Raw genomic sequence first — 14821 nt, 5'->3', positions numbered from 1 at the left:
ATTCCTTGCGGACATCCTGCTACGGTTCTGTCGAGCGTGCAGCGTCCCGATCCGCGCAAACCCCTCACCGCACCGAAGCCGGCACCGCTTCAACCGGCCGGCTCGCTTCGCTCTGTGCAGCCAGCCATTGCGTGGCGGCGCGGGCCGTCATGGGGCGGGACCACAGGTAGCCCTGGCCCTTGTCGCACCCCAGCGTGGTGAGCAGGGCCGCCTGACCGTCGGTTTCGACGCCCTCGGCGGTGGTGCGCATGCCGAGGCTGCGGGCGACGCGCACGGTGGCTTCGATCAGCACGCGCTTGTGCAGATTGGTTTCGGCGTCGGCGACGAATGAACGGTCGATCTTGACGACGTCGATCGGCAGCTGGCCGAGGCAGGCGAGCGATGAGTAGCCGGTGCCGAAATCGTCCAGCGCCAGGGCGATGCCAAGCGCCTTCAGTTCGAGCAGGCGGGTGCGGATGTCATCGCCCTGGGCGGCCATGCTTTCGGTCACTTCGAGTTGCAGCGACGCGGCCGGCATGCGGGTCGCGTGCAGAACGCGTTCGACCTGCTTGGCGATCTCGGCGTCATTGAGCTGGGCGCGCGAAAGATTGACCGAAATCATGCGCGGCATTGTGCTGCCGAACTGTCGCTGCCAGGCCATGAGCTGGCGGCACGCCGAATCGAGGACGAATTCGCCAAGTGCGCCAATCAGGCCGCACTCCTCGGCGATCTCGATGAACTCGATCGGCGACACGACGCCGCGTTCCGGGTGCTGCCAGCGAACCAGCGCCTCGAAACCCGCGACGCGGGCTTCGGGCAGTTCGACGATGGGCTGGTAGACGACGAACAGTTCCTTCTGTTCGAGTGCGTGCCTGAGCTCGTGCTCCATGACGCCGCGTCGGGTCGCCCGGTCCTTGATCGACGGGGTGAACAGCACATGGCGTCCGCCGCCCGCACGTTTGGCTTCCTGCATGGCGAGGCTTGCGTCCTGCAGCACCGTGTTGGCGAGCGATGCGGTATGCACGCCGGCCACGACGCCGATGCTGGCTGAAATATGGACTTCGGTGCCGTTGATCAGATATGGGCGCGACAGCGTGTCGATCAGCCGTTGCGCGACGCTATGCACATCTTCGCTGTCGCGCAGCCCGTCGAGCAGCAGCACGAATTCATCGCCGCCGAGCCGGGCCGTCGTATGCAGGGCTTCGTGCGGCGAGCCGACCGCATCGCGCTGCCGGACGGTGCTGTTCAGCCGCTCGGCCACCATGCGCAGCAGCCGGTCGCCGCCCTCCTGCCCGAGCGTCAGATTGACCCGGTTGAAGCGGTCGAAGTTGATGAACAGCACGGCGAAGTCCGGCGGGCCCGAGCCTTCCAAACGCTCGAGCGCCTGTTGTAAGCGCTCGAGCACGGCGGCACGGTTCGGCATCTGGGTGAGGCCGTCGGTGCGAGACGCGTCGCGCATCCGCGATGCCAGACGCTGCTGCTCCAGTTCCACCTCATGCGTCACGTCATTGACGCAGCCCATGAGGGTGTGGACTTCGAGTCGCAGCAGGCTGAGGCCGAGCACGCGCCTGCTGCGGGTCGGCGTGAGCACGGGCATGCGCAGTCCTTCGCACACCAGCGCGCCCGGTTCGGCTGCGGCGGCGACCATTGCACGCAGATCGGGTGCGACCTCGGCCAGCACCTCGAACAGGTTGTCAAGATTGCCCTGTCGCGCGAGCGGCATCAGAAGCTGAGCCGAGCGCGGATTCATCATCGTCACCGTGCCGTCGGGCCGGATCTGCAGCAGGCCGGTCGGAGCCTGGTAGAGGAACTGGATCAGCGCCTCGAGATTGGGCGGCTGGAGATCCTCCGCATTGATCTCTGCGCTCATGGCAGGGCGGCCGGCTGGGTGGCAGGGTGCCAGCGTTCGACCCGGTTGCGACCTTTGGCCTTTGCGGCGTAGAGCGCCTCGTCGGCGCGCTGCACCAGGACGTCGAAATCGGTCGCGTCGGCGTCCATGATCGCAGCACCGGCGCTGACGGTGTAACGCACCGTGTGCTCGCCGACCACTGCCGGCGTGGCTTCGATCAGGCAACACAGTCGCTGTGCGACCAGCTCGGCGCCCTCAAGCGACGTGTCTGGCAGCAGCACGATGAATTCCTCGCCACCGAAGCGCGCCAGCACATCCATCGCACGGAAGGTCGCGGTCATGCTGGCGGCCAGATGGCGCAGCACGCCGTCGCCGGTGACGTGCCCGTACTGGTCGTTGATCCGCTTGAAGTGATCGGCGTCGATCATGACCAGCGACAACGGTCGCGGCGAGCGGGCCCAGCGCTGCATTTCCAGTTCGACCGCCTCGACGAAGGCGCGGCGATTGAACAGCCCGGTGAGGTGATCGCAGGACACGGCCTTCAGCATCGCTTCGGCCGCCTCGCGCCGATCCGACACGTCGCGGATGATGAGGCTGTAGGCATGTTCGTCCGACGGGTCGCCATCACTGTCGTGCAGTGGGGCAATGAGGCAGCTGCCCCAGTAGCGGCCGCCGTCGGCGCGCAGGCACCAGCCTTCATCAAGACTCCAGCCTGTCAGATCAGCTTCGTGCAGGCGATCGAGCACCCGCTGGTCGGACATGGCATCGGCCGGGTAGAACAGCGACAGGCTCCGGCCTTCGACCTGCTCCCGGTTGAAGCCGGTGATCCGGCTGATGCTCGGGTTCCAGTCCTGCACGCAACCGCGGTGGTCGAGTGACACCAGCGCGTAGTCGCTCAGGCCAATGGCCAGCGTATTGATCCAGGCCTGGCTCTGGCGCAGCTCGCGCTCGCGGCGGACCGATTGCGTCACATCCGAAAGCACGGCCATCAAACGTTCGGCGTCCAGCTTGAGCAAGGTCAGCGACAGCACCTGGTGCTGCCGGCGGCCGGTCTGACCGGTCGAGATCGGCACTTGCTGCGCATCGCAGATGGTGCCGTGCATCTGGGTGAATTCCCGCACGCGCTGGCGCAGGTCGGGCACGACGGCCTCAAGTGCCGTAAACAGGTTGGACAGCTGGCCATCCGGAGAGAGCGGCATCAGCAACTGTGCACAGAGCGGATTGACCATGGTGATCTCGCCGTCTGCCAGCGTCTGCACCAGGCCGATCGGGGCCATGTACATGAACTGCAACAGCGCTTCGTATTCCTCTTCTACGGGTGCGCTCATGCGGGGCTCCGTCTCAGGCCTGACGGTGAACCAGCACATAGCGCAGGGCGCTGCCGGTTCGGGCGAGCAATCTGAGCTTCACCTTGACTGGCCGCATGCGCAGCGTCAGTACGTAATCGATGGTGTCGTCGAGCGTGCTGCCACCTTCCAGCGCGTCCTCGAAGCGCTGGGCGATCATGAAGTTGTTCATGCACGGCGCGACGACCGTGAACAGCGCATGGCCGAGCACGCGTTCGGGCGACAGGCCCGCGGCCACCGACTCGAAGCGGTTGTAGCGCGTGACGTGTGAAGCGTCATCCATGCCGATGACGCCGAAATCCAGTCCGTCCAGTTCGGCATCGCTGGCGCGCTCAAGAAAGTCGAAGACGGCGGCGTCGGCAAAGGCCACGGTACGTTCAGTGTTCATGGTGCTCCTTGGGTCTGAATCTCCGGCCACATCGACGTGCGCCGGACGGCAATGCAAAGGCGGTGGCTACTTTAGTTAGCGTTCTGTATGTCGGCATTTTGTTGCCAGACTTGAGCGGACGTTGCGGCGCCGGGTGGCCTGCCGGCGCGTGTTTCATCGCACCTGAGGTGCAAGGGGCCAGTCGGCAGCCTTGCCGCGTTCGTCGGTCGGTAGCCGGTCTCCGAAGGTCCACCCGCGCGGGCATTCAGGGGCTGGCAATCGCCCTTGTGCCCACGCCTCGAGCTCGGGAAGCAATGCAGCGAGGGCTGTGCCTGCGCGCGGTACGATGAAGGCCTTCAACCGCTCGCCCTCCCGTGCCGACATGCGTCGCACGGCGCATGCCTCGACCAGCGGGTGTTCCAGCAGCACGGCGCGCACCCGGGCCGGAAACACATTCACGCCGGCCACCTGCACCGCCTCGTCCCGTCGGCCGGCAAGCCGGAACTGACGGTGGTGGTCAGGCAGCCATTCGAGGGCGTCCTGCAGCACGGCCTGAACGGGCGCGCCGTCCGCCGATGTCTGCGTGAGTACCGTGTCGCCGGTGTGCGTATCGCCTTGCGTGCGCTGCCAGTGCGGCATCAATTCGTAGGTCGCGCCTGCGCCATCGCGCCAGCCGATGCCGGCCGTTTCCGAACTGCCGTAGATCTGGATCAGGCGTGCCAGACCTTTCGCAATCAGTTCGTCGGCCAGGGTGTCGGGGCAGGGCGCCGTGGATGTGATCCCGACGACGTCGGCCGGCAGTCGCGGGCAGAATCGGGCGACCAGCGCCCAGTGTGCCGGATGGCTCACGATCAGATCGCCCGCTTGCAGCCGGCCTTCCAGCGCAAGCGGCGACAGTTGGCGGATGTCCTCGGTGCGGCGAGCGCCCAGCCGAGGCGGAAGCAGCACCCCGAAAATGAAGCCATAGATGTGATGTACCGGCACCGCCACCAGCACCCGTCGGCGCGGTCCGATGTAGTCCGCCAGCGCGTCGGCCTCGGCTTCGAGCCGGTGCAGTGCGTGCGGGCACGGCTTTGGCGTTCCGGTGCTGCCGGACGTACGGAAGGTCAGGTGCGTGCCCGCCTGCGCAAGACCTTGTCCGGCCAGGGCGCACCACTGGCCGAACTGCCCCGCAGCAGGCAGTTCATCGATCACCGAAGATTCGTGAAGCTGCAGCATTTCGGCGATTGCCGCGGCCACCGTGTAGCGTTCGAGCGAGTCGAGGCCGAAGCCGGTGTCGCCCAGCGACAGGTCGTGCGGCCAGGGCGGTGGCGGAGGCGCGGAGCCGCCCGGCCGGAGACGCCGGATTTCATCGGCGATCAGGTCGGCCAGCACCCGGGCGAGCGCCGCCTGGTCGGCGTACCAGGGCGCCGTCATCCGCCCGACTCCAGCACGCTGCATGCGCTGCTGTCGCGCAGTGCATTGACCAGGCTGATCAGTTCCCGATCGAGTGCGCGGTCCTCGACCACCAGCGGAATCTGCGTCTCGAGCCAGGCCTGCGTTTCGGCCAGCACCGGCGGCAATGTGCCGCCGTCGATGCGCAGCCGCAGCGTGACGGCCTGCCGGGCCGCGATCAGCAGGGCGGCCAGCACCTGATCGCCCAGATCGAGGATGCGCTGGCAGTCGCGCGCCGCGATTGTGCCCATGCTCACCTTGTCCTGGTTGTGGCACTCGGTCGAGCGCGAGAACACCGATGCAGGCACGGTCGCCTTCAGCGCTTCGGCGGTCCACGCGGACACCGCGATCTGCAACGCCTTCAGCCCGTGGTTGATGGCGCTCCGATCCGCGGTGGCGGCCGACAGATTGTCGGGCAGGCCATGGCTGAAGCGGCTGTCCACCAACAGAGCCAGTTGCCGGTCGAGCAGGTCGAGCACATTGGCGATGGCGATCTTCAGGCTGTCCATCGCGAACGCCACATGACCGCCGTAGAAATGGCCGCCGTGCAGCACACGGCCCGATACCGCGTCGATCAGCGGATTGTCGTTGGCGCTGTTCAGTTCGTTTTCGATCAAGGACCGGGTGAAAGGCAGTGCGTCTTCCAGCACGCCGATCACGTGCGGTGCGCAGCGCAGCGAATACCGGTCCTGCAGTCGCGCGGGATTGCGGCCGGCGGCGTCGGCGCAGGCCAGATCGCGGCGCAGCCAGCGCGCGACCGCACGCGGGCCCGGATGCGGTTTGGCGTCGAACAGCAGCGCGTCGAAGTGGTGCGGATTGCCCGCCGTCGCGAACACGTTGAGCGCGGTCAGACGGGTGGCGATGCGGCTGCACCGCTGTGCCCGCTGCCAGGCGAGGCAGGCCAGTGCGGTCATGACGGCTGTGCCGTTCATGATTGCCAGACCTTCCTTCGGCTGCAGCGCCAGCGGCTCGACACCGGCCTGTTGCAGCGCCTCTATGGCCGGCATTCTCCGGCCCTGCCACAGCACGTCGCGCTCGCCGCACAGCGCCGCCGCCACGTAAGACAGCGGCGTCAAATCGCCGCTGGCACCGACCGAACCTTCGGCCGGAATGCACGGCAGGATGTCGTGGCGCAGAAACACCTCGATCTGCTGCAGCAGCGCATGGCGCACACCGGACATGCCCTGGCACAGCGAGGCAAGGCGCGCCGCCAGCACGGCACGCGTTTCTTCGGCGTCGAGCAGGCGTCCCATGCCCACACCGTGATACGCATACAGGTGATGCGGCAGTTCGACGATCTGGGAGGGGGGCACCGGTACCGTACACGATGCGCCGTAGCCGGTGGTGACGCCGTAGATCACGCCCTCGTCGGCGAGCAATTGCAGCACCGCCCGTGCGCCGGCATCGATGCGGTCGCGGAACCGTTGATCACTGGACAAGCATGCGCGCCGCCGGCCGCGCGCAATGGCATCAATGGCTTCTACGTCAAGTGGCTGACCGTCGAAAACGACGACCTCCGTGTCCTGTGCGGCTACGCTCATGAAAGGAAGTTCGGATGTGTGCAGGGTGAAAGCATGGCATCGGTCGGCCAGGATGCCTATTGCCGCCTCGACTGCCCACTTCAGCTCCCGACCGTTCGAATTGCGCAGACAGCCGACCGGCCCGTCGGTTCAGCACGCTGTTTGCTGGTTCAGTGCCCGGAGACCTGCATGAGTGTCTTGAGCCACGGTTCTTCAATGGGGCGAGAACCAGAAGCCTTCCTTTTCACGAATACCGCCGCCCCTCCGGAACCAGGGCTGTCGTGCCGCCGCCGCCGCGCGCCCGCGCCGACGACGGTCAGGCCCAGCAGCATGAGCAGCGCCGTGTGCGGTTCTGGAATAGCGGGTGGCAGCACGTAGTCGTAGCCACCCACGCCGTCGATATAGACATCCACGGCAGGGTCGGCTGAAGCGAAATACAGGTACGCGGAGTTGCCGTAGGTCGACTGCGACATGCGCCCGTTCGCCACTTCGTCCGCCCGCCAGGCCGCAGTACTGACACCGGTCGACGCGCGCAGGCTGTAGTCGACACCCAGCGTTTCGCCGATGTAGGCGATGAACGAGCCACCCATGCCCGCAATGCTTCTCAGGGCGCTGTTCGACGATTCGGTATCGCCGAACAGGACCGTCTCGATGCCGTTGCGTCTGCCGGCCACGTTCACATACAGCGTGCCTTCGCCGATGCCGGTGATGTTGAATACGGTGCTCAGCGTGACGGCCGTTCCGTCGGCGAGTGTCGAAGACCGGATCCGGATGCGGTCTTCGACCGCCGCGTAGCCGTAGCCGCTGATGCCCGGCACGAAGGCGCCACCCGTGCCGCTGACTGCGACCGTGACCGAGGCGTGCAGCGAACCCGGCAGCGCAAGCGCATGGGCATTGCCGGTCAGCAGGAAGTTCGGAACGCCGCCGGTGTTGGTCGGTGCAAACACTTCGCGCCGCAGCTGGCTGGCGGTCGACACGCCATTCTGGTCGGTGACCAGCAGCGGCTGGTCGAGCAAGCGATTGCACTCGCGCGTGTCGTTGTTGGTGTTGCAGGACGAGGTGTTGGGACCGATGACGTTCGGCTCGTATCTCGTCTCGACGTGCGCATACACGGAGGCGGTTGCGGCGTGCGCGGTCGGGCCGGCAAACGCGAAGAGGACCACGGCCGATGAGCTTGCAATGGCGATTCGCATGCTGGCGACTCCTCAGGCTGTCTGACTGCAGTGTAGGTCACCGCCACGACATGTACAGGGATGCTCCGGACTGCCTGAGCCCGATCGTCGTATCGCCGCCCGGGCCTGCCGTTGATGGATCCTGTTTCGTCGGCTTGACTGTTCTTGAGCCGTGGCAATCTGCAGGATCCCCCACCCTCAATGGCGACGAAGCGCGGCATCCCGCCGCCGTTGCGCAGCCCACAGCCCACAGCCCGGCCGCCCGCGAAGTCGCCCGCAGCAACAGCCGGTCGGGTTCCGGTACCGGGCGGTCGGGCGGTTGTCGACGATCGCGGCGAAGGCGAGGTCGGATCCGGCCGTGGATCGCCACAGGGAGGCGAGCGCGGTATCGAGATCGGCGGCTGCCGACATCGCCCGGTTCGTTCAAACAATCGCTGCTTTTGTTCAAGCCACGCGGCACGCCTGTCTCTACAGTCGGGCTCCAATGGCGTTCGTGCGGAGGGCCGGTTGGTCTTCCGACACCGCGGCGCGCCAGGAACCGGCACACAGACTCATAAGGAGGAGGAAAAATGACAACATCTACCGTGGCTGCCAAGGCAGCCGACATGCAGGGCAAGGTGACGACTTTCGATGCGGTGGTGATCGGCGCCGGCGTGGCCGGCATGTACCAGTTGTACCGGCTGCGCCAGCAGGGCCTGAACGTGGTGGCCATCGAAGCCGGCTCGGCCGTGGGCGGCACCTGGTACTGGAACCGCTACCCCGGCGCGCGCGTTGATTCGCAGGCCTACATCTACCAGTACTGGTTTTCGGAAGAACTGGCGAAGGAGTGGAACTGGAGCGAGCGCTTCCCGGCCCAGCCGGAAACCGAGGCTTACCTGAACTTCATCGCCGACCGCTGCGACCTGCGCAAGGACATCCGCTTCAACACCCGTGTCGTGAGTGCCCGTTTCGACGAAGCAACGAACCGCTGGCAGATCCGCACCGATGCCGGTGAAGTGCTCGACGCCAAGTACTTCGTGTCGTGCGCCGGCATGCTGTCGGCCCCGCTGACCTCCACCTTTCCGGGGCAGGAAACCTTCAAGGGCCCGATCTTTCACACGGCGCGCTGGCCAAAGGAGCCGGTGCAGCTTGCCGGCAAGCGCGTCGGCGTCGTCGGCACGGGCGCGACCGGCATCCAGGTCATCCAGACCATTGCCAGCCAGGTCGGCCACATGAAGGTGTTCCTGCGCACGCCGCAATACATCATTCCGATGCGCAACCCGAAGTACGGCGACAGCGACCGCGCGGCGCAGAAGGAAGGTTTCCACGACATGCGCAAGCGCGTGCAGGGCACCTTCGCCGGTTTCGACTACGACTTCGCCGGCGACAGCTTCTACGACATGACGCCCGAGGCGCGCCGCGAACTGATGGAAAAGGTGTGGGCCGACGGCTCGCTGAGTTTCTGGCTCACGCTGTACCCGGAAATGTTCACCGACCAGAAGGTGAATGACGAAGTGTCCGAATTCGTGCGCGAGAAAATGCGCGAACGCATCAAGGACCCGGTGCTGGCCGAAAAGCTGATCCCGACCAGCTACGGTTTCGGCACCCACCGCGTGCCGCTGGAAACGCAGTTCCTTGAAGCCTTCATGCGTCCGAACGTCGAAATCGTCGACGTGAAGGCCTCGCCGATTGTTTGCGTGACACCGGAAGGCGTGAAGACGGCCGATGGCAAGATCCACGAACTGGATGTGCTCATCCTGGCCACCGGTTTCGACGCCGGCACCGGCGCGCTGACCCGCATGGACATCCGGGGTCGTGGCGGCCGCTCGCTGACCGAAGACTGGAACAAGGATATCCGCAGCACCATGGGCCTGATGGTGAACGGCTATCCCAACCTGTTCACCACCGCCGCGCCACTGGCGCCGTCGGCTGCGTTGTGCAACATGACCACGTGCCTGCAGCAGCAGGTTGACTGGGTGACCGACTGCATCAAGTACATGGAAAGCCATGACCTGAAGGTGATCGAGCCGACCAGGGAGATGGAAGACAAGTGGGTCGAGCACCACGACGAAATTGCCAACGCAACGCTGGTGACCAAGACCGACTCCTGGTACATGGGCTCGAACGTCGAAGGCAAACCGCGTCGTCTGCTGTCCTATATCGGCGGTGTCGGTACCTATCGCCAGAAGTGCGACGAGGTCACGGCGTCGAACTACGCCGGCTTCAAGCTGCAGTAAGTCGTCGCCGGTCGCGGACGCGCAAGACGGGGGCCTTCGGGTCCCCGTTTTCATGTCGGCCGCGGCACGACACCGTTCGCGACCCGGTCTCAGCCAGGCCGGCGACGCTCTGGTAAGCTCATTGCGGGGAATGCACGGCGTCGGCATGTGTCGAACGCGAGAGCCGCCCCGACAAAACCGTTCAGGGCAGGCGATCGGCCGCACCGGACCGGCAGGAGGAGAAAACCGATGGGACGCGCCATCACACCGGAAGAGCTGCTTGACTGGGTACCCGGAACCGTATTGTCTTCGAGCGACAAGCTCGGCTGGAAGGGCATCTCCCACCGGGCCTATCACTACACCGGGCTGGACGTCGCCATTCCGCCACTCGATCATTTCATGGTCGTGCGCTACAGCGCCGGCCAGACCCCGATGGATCGCTGCTTCGATGATCACTGGTCGCGCGCTCACTGCGCGCCGGGCGACGCGTCGCTGCTGACCATGTCGCAGGCGTCGCACTGGCACTGGACGCAGGACGTCGACGTTTCGCACGTCTATCTGTCGAACACCCTGATGGACCGCGTGGCCGGTGAAGTCACCGAACGCTCGGTGGCCGAGGTGAGGTTGCGGGATGTTCTGTGCGCACAAGACCCGACGCTGGTCGCCATCACCGACGCCATCACCGGTGAGGCGAAGCAGCAAGGCATGGGCGGCCCGCTGTACGTCGAGGCGCTCGGCACCCAGCTTGCGGTGCACCTGCTGCGCAACTACGCCGACGTGCGCTTCCGTTCATCGCATGACCCGGGGCGACTGTCCTCCGCCCAGTTGCGGCGCGTGCTCGATCTGATCGAATCACGGTTGCACGAGGCACTGACGCTGGAAGACATGGCCGAAGCGGCGGGGCTGGGCGTGTGCACCTTCAGTCGCCGGTTCCGCGAAACCCAGGGGCGAGCGCCGCACGCCTTCGTGATCGATCAGCGCGTGAAGCGCGCCCGCGAACTGCTGACGATAGGCGATCTGGCGGTGAAGGAAATTGCGGCCTCGTGCGGCTTTTCCGATCAGGCGCACCTGACCCGCGTGCTGCACGCGCGGCTCGGTCTCACGCCGGCAAAGCTCAGGGCATCAGGGCGCTCCGCCGGCTGAGATCGCCGGCAAACGCGTCGATCAGCATTTGCGTCAAGCCGTGCATCGGCCCCAGCGCCGTCGCGTCGGGCTGCAGTCCGCGACGGAATCCGGCCGCTTCAAGACGTGCCAGTACGGCCTCATCGGTGCCGATCACATGCACCGGCACATCCCATGACGCATCCGGCCCGGTGACGCCGCCGATCGGCTGGTGGTCGCCGATCACGATGAGCAGCATGTTGTGCGGCGCCTCCTCGCGCAGCCAGCGGGTCAGCCAGTCGAACTGATAGTGCATCGCGTCGATATAGGCCGGCGTCGGGTCGGTCCACGACACCGGTGCGGTCAGCGCCCGGTTGACATCGTCATCGGAGAACGCATCGGCAGCGAGCAGGCGCTGCGGGTCGGCCAGATACGGCGGCACCGGCCGGAACGGCGCATGCGTGGTGAGCGTCGGAAACACGATGAAGCGCGGCGTGCGCGGTGCCGTCGCGTCAGCGCTGCGCAGTGACACATTGCGCAGGCCGTCGCCGGCGTCGCGTGCGGCATGTGTTGCGCCCTGCAGCTCCTGTTGCTGCAGCAGCGCGATCGATACCTGATCCGGAATGCGCCAGTAGCCAAAAGGCAGGCCGGCGTAGCCGGTGTTGTCGGCGTCGGCCAGGCGGTCGAAGCCGTAGAAGGCACCCTCGGGCCAGGGGCGCTGCAGGCCGGGCATCCAGCCTATGGTGCGGTAGCCGTGCTGCGCGAAGTGGCTGACCAGCGTGGGACGCTGCGTGGTCAGCAACAGCGCGTAATCATCCGGATCCTGCGTGTCGATGCCGGACAGCATTGCCGCGTGGGCCAGCCAGGAGGCGCCGCCGAACGTCGGCGATGTGACGCGCGCTGACACGACCTGCCGGCCGCCGGCGTCGAGCGCGCGCTGCAGCGAGCGGCGCCGTTCGGCCAACGCCGTGACCAGTTCCGGCCGGTCCAGCGTGATCGCGCCATAGGCTTCGGCAAACAGCACGAGCACGTCGGCGCCACCGAGCGCAGCGACGTCGCGGTCGAACGCCGGTCCGGGACCGAGCTGCTGCCCGCCCGCGGTGCGTGAAAGCGCGCGGCTCAGCAGGCTGGCCTGTTGAGCCACCATCGTGCCGACCGGCGGCGCGAACAGGCGCTTCACATCATGGCCGGTCAACGACGCCGCGCCGTGCGTCAGCAGCACGGCCGTGCCGAGCGCAGCCAGCGGCGCCTGCCAGCGTGGTGTGGCGGCCGCCATGGCGACTGCGCGCACGCAGGCGCGCACCAATGCGAACAGCAGTGCCAGCCCGGCACAGGCGGCGAGCACTGCCGCGGCGATTTGCCAGACGGCGGCGAACTCGCCACCCATGCGCGCCAGCTGCCACAGGTGCTGACCGTCCCACCAGGCGTTCACCGGCCGGCCGAGCAGCGCCGGAATGGTCACGTCGATGTAGTGCAGCAGCACCCACAGGCTGGCAAGCGCCGCGACGACGCCGATCCCGCGCGCCGAAACGGCACCGCGCCAGCGCGTCCACAGCACCAGCGAGATCACACCGGCGAACAGGTCGACCGACAGGCGCACCTCGGGTCGCGGCCAGGCGCTCGGCCACAGATTGCCGAAGGCGAGCAGCGCGTTGAGCACGATCAGTGCAAGCAGCAGTCGAACAACGCTTTGAAGCGTCGCGGGTGGGCAGGGCATCACGGGACTCAGGCTGCGGGGTCGGGGCGGCGGGCGCGGTGCGGTTTCAGCTGCGGGTCGGCGAGCCCGGTAGTATCGGGACGGACAGGCAGCGCCAAGGCATTCAACGGAGACACGGCATGGCAGACGGAGTGGGCGAAAGGCAGTCGGGCGACAGCCCATGGTGGCAGGATCTGACACCAGGGCTTATCGCGCAACGCGCGGCGTGCGATGGTGTGGCGATGCTTCCGCTGGCCGCGATCGAACAGCATGGCGAACACCTGCCTCTGAGCACCGATCTCGATATCGCGAACGGACTGGTCGCGGCAGCGCTGCCGCGTGTGCGCGCCGGTGTGCCGGTGTGCGTGCTGCCGCCGCTGGCGGTCGGGCTCAGTCTGGAACACAGCGCCTTTGCCGGTACCCTGAGCCTGGGCCCCGAAACCGCGCTGTCTGCGCTGTGCGACCTGGGCGACAGCGTGGCGCGCGCCGGCTTCCGCCGGCTGGTGCTGTTCAACAGCCATGGCGGCAACAAGTCGCTGGTCGATCTGGCCGCGCTGAAGCTGCGCGCCGCACACGGCATGCTGGTGGTGCGTGCCAATTACTTCCGTTTCGCACTGCCGCCGGGTGTGCTCGACGCAGACGAGCTTCGGCATGGCCTGCACGGCGGCGCGCTTGAAACGTCGATGATGCTGCATCTGGCCCCGCACGCCGTGCGCCGCGAGGCGCTCGGCGACTTTCGCAGTCTGGGTGTGCAGATGGCGGCCGACGGCTGCCTGCTCGGACCGGAAGGTGAGGCGGGCTTCGGCTGGATGGCGCAGGACCTGCATGTTTCGGGAGCCACCGGTAATGCGCTGAACGCCACCGCCGCACTGGGCGCACAGTTGGTCGATCACTTCGCCGCCCGGCTGGCACAACTGATCGACGAGGCGCACGACTTCGACCTGGCGCAGCTCGAGCCGGTGCCGCGCTGAGCGAGTCACCGCGAGTTCAGGCACGACCGGCGCCGTCGGCCAGCGGCCGCATGCCGAGCAACTCGCCCAGGTTGTGTCCCTGACGGCGCGCCTTGGTTTCCAGGTAGCGCTGATTCTGCGACGTGAGGTCACCGTAGATCGCCTGCCGCGCCACCACATTGATGCCGGCGTGGCGCAGCGCGTCGATCTTGCCCGGATTGTTGGTCAGCAGCAGCACACGCGACACACCGAGCTGGTCGAGGATCTGGCGCGCGATGCGGAAATCGCGCTCGTCGTCGCCGAAGCCGATGACCTGGTCGGCATCGATCGTGTCGAGGCCGTCGTCCTGCAGCGCGTAGGCACGCAGCTTGTTCGCCAGCCCGATGCCGCGTCCTTCCTGCGACAGGTAGAGCAGCACGCCGCCGCCCTGCGCGTTGATTGCCGCCACGCCCCGGCGCAGCTGTTCGCCGCAGTCGCAGCGCAGGCTGCCGAACAGGTCGCCGGTCAGACAGGATGAATGCAGCCGCACCGGCACCGGCTCCGCCCACTCGTCCGGATCGCCGATGACGATGGCGACGTGCTCGCGCAGGCCGTCGGCTTCGCGGAACAGGACGAAGCGGGCTTTGTCGGCGTCGGCCAGCGGAATGCGTGCCTCGCTGATGCGCGTAAGCACGCCGTGACCGCCGTCGCACAGCGCCAGCACGTCGGCCGTACTGACCGACAGCAGGTTGCCGCTGGCGATTTCGCCGGCGACCAGCGCGGCGCGCGTGGGCAGCACCGGGAAGACGACCGCTGCCGGCAGCAGCTGTGCGCGCCCGAGCAAGCGCAGCGCGGCTGCGGCCCCCGCGCTGGCCGGCGCGCGCCGCAGACTGTCGGGCAGCCGCGCGTCGCGCGCACTGGCCAGACGGCGCACCTGCGCACTGTCGGTCAGGCCGGAGGGCGTGAGCGCCTGCGCCTCATCGCTGATAAGGTGACCGAGTGCCGCCATGCGATGACGCGTAAGCACCAATTGCGGCAAGCTGCCGGTCAGCAGTTGCGCATCGGCCAGTGCATTGTCGGTCAGTGCTTCGACCGGCAGTACCAGTGTGTCGCTGCCGAGGTCGGCCAGCAGCACCGGGACGCCGCGTCGCAGGTCAAACAGGGCTCGTTCGGCTTGGCGCATGTCGTGTTTCCGATCGGATGTTGGATTCGATATTGATGTTGTTTGAAGAG

The 14821-nt window shown here is 66.8% G+C and carries 11 protein-coding genes; 3 read left to right on the top strand and 8 right to left on the bottom strand.

All coding sequences use genetic code 11. The features are described 5' to 3' along the window. Window positions 1–64 precede the first annotated feature (64 nt). From Q8R75_RS04465 to Q8R75_RS04440, 6 genes are all read right to left on the bottom strand, one after another. The gene (locus Q8R75_RS04465; protein WP_305626168.1) at window positions 65–1849 is read right to left on the bottom strand and encodes a GGDEF domain-containing phosphodiesterase; all 1785 of its coding nucleotides are present in this window, start codon (window positions 1847–1849) and stop codon (window positions 65–67) included. After that, window positions 1846–3156, bottom strand: coding sequence for a sensor domain-containing diguanylate cyclase (locus tag Q8R75_RS04460; RefSeq protein WP_305626169.1), 1311 nt, complete (start codon window positions 3154–3156; stop codon window positions 1846–1848). The genes Q8R75_RS04465 and Q8R75_RS04460 overlap by 4 nt, the downstream gene beginning before the upstream one ends. Window positions 3157–3169: 13 nt before the next feature. Continuing rightward, complete coding sequence (locus Q8R75_RS04455) at window positions 3170–3562, bottom strand: phosphonate transporter (protein ID WP_305626170.1); 393 nt, start codon at window positions 3560–3562, stop codon at window positions 3170–3172. A 153-nt stretch (window positions 3563–3715) separates the two neighbouring features. Further along, window positions 3716–4957 carry an AMP-binding protein gene (locus Q8R75_RS04450; protein ID WP_305626171.1) on the bottom strand — a complete coding sequence of 414 codons (1242 nt, stop codon included), beginning with the start codon at window positions 4955–4957 and terminating at the stop codon, window positions 3716–3718. Further along, the gene (locus Q8R75_RS04445; RefSeq protein ID WP_305626172.1) at window positions 4954–6516 is read right to left on the bottom strand and encodes an aromatic amino acid ammonia-lyase; all 1563 of its coding nucleotides are present in this window, start codon (window positions 6514–6516) and stop codon (window positions 4954–4956) included. Before Q8R75_RS04445 ends, Q8R75_RS04450 begins: the two co-directional genes overlap by 4 nt. Window positions 6517–6665: 149 nt before the next feature. After that, window positions 6666–7511, bottom strand: coding sequence for a PEP-CTERM sorting domain-containing protein (locus Q8R75_RS04440; RefSeq protein ID WP_305663528.1), 846 nt, complete (start codon window positions 7509–7511; stop codon window positions 6666–6668). Between the two features lie 725 nt (window positions 7512–8236). On the opposite strand from Q8R75_RS04440, the gene Q8R75_RS04435 reads away from it, so the two are divergent. Together Q8R75_RS04435 and Q8R75_RS04430 are read left to right on the top strand one after the other, a co-directional pair. Continuing rightward, window positions 8237–9883, top strand: coding sequence for an NAD(P)/FAD-dependent oxidoreductase (locus Q8R75_RS04435; protein WP_305626174.1), 1647 nt, complete (start codon window positions 8237–8239; stop codon window positions 9881–9883). 228 nt (window positions 9884–10111) lie between these two features. Continuing rightward, window positions 10112–11005 carry a helix-turn-helix domain-containing protein gene (locus Q8R75_RS04430; protein WP_305626175.1) on the top strand — a complete coding sequence of 298 codons (894 nt, stop codon included), beginning with the start codon at window positions 10112–10114 and terminating at the stop codon, window positions 11003–11005. Here the strand turns inward: Q8R75_RS04430 and Q8R75_RS04425 are convergent. Then, window positions 10977–12680, bottom strand: coding sequence for a sulfatase-like hydrolase/transferase (locus tag Q8R75_RS04425; RefSeq protein WP_305663527.1), 1704 nt, complete (start codon window positions 12678–12680; stop codon window positions 10977–10979). The genes Q8R75_RS04430 and Q8R75_RS04425 overlap by 29 nt on opposite strands. Window positions 12681–12799: 119 nt before the next feature. Between Q8R75_RS04425 and Q8R75_RS04420 the strand changes: the two genes are divergently transcribed. Next, window positions 12800–13630 (top strand): creatininase family protein, encoded by an 831-nt coding sequence (locus Q8R75_RS04420; RefSeq protein ID WP_305626094.1) that lies wholly within the window; start codon window positions 12800–12802, stop codon window positions 13628–13630. A gap of 16 nt (window positions 13631–13646) precedes the next feature. On the opposite strand, the gene Q8R75_RS04415 is transcribed toward Q8R75_RS04420, so the two are convergent. Beyond that, window positions 13647–14771, bottom strand: a complete 1125-nt coding sequence (locus Q8R75_RS04415; RefSeq protein WP_305626093.1) for a GTP cyclohydrolase II — start codon at window positions 14769–14771, stop codon at window positions 13647–13649. Window positions 14772–14821: the final 50 nt, after the last annotated feature.

Origin of the sequence: Methyloversatilis sp. (assembly GCF_030696805.1) — a bacterium.
GTDB lineage: Bacteria > Pseudomonadota > Gammaproteobacteria > Burkholderiales > Rhodocyclaceae > Methyloversatilis.
The sequence above is the reverse complement of the archived record's forward strand: the minus strand, read 5'-3'. Positions and strand labels throughout refer to the sequence as shown.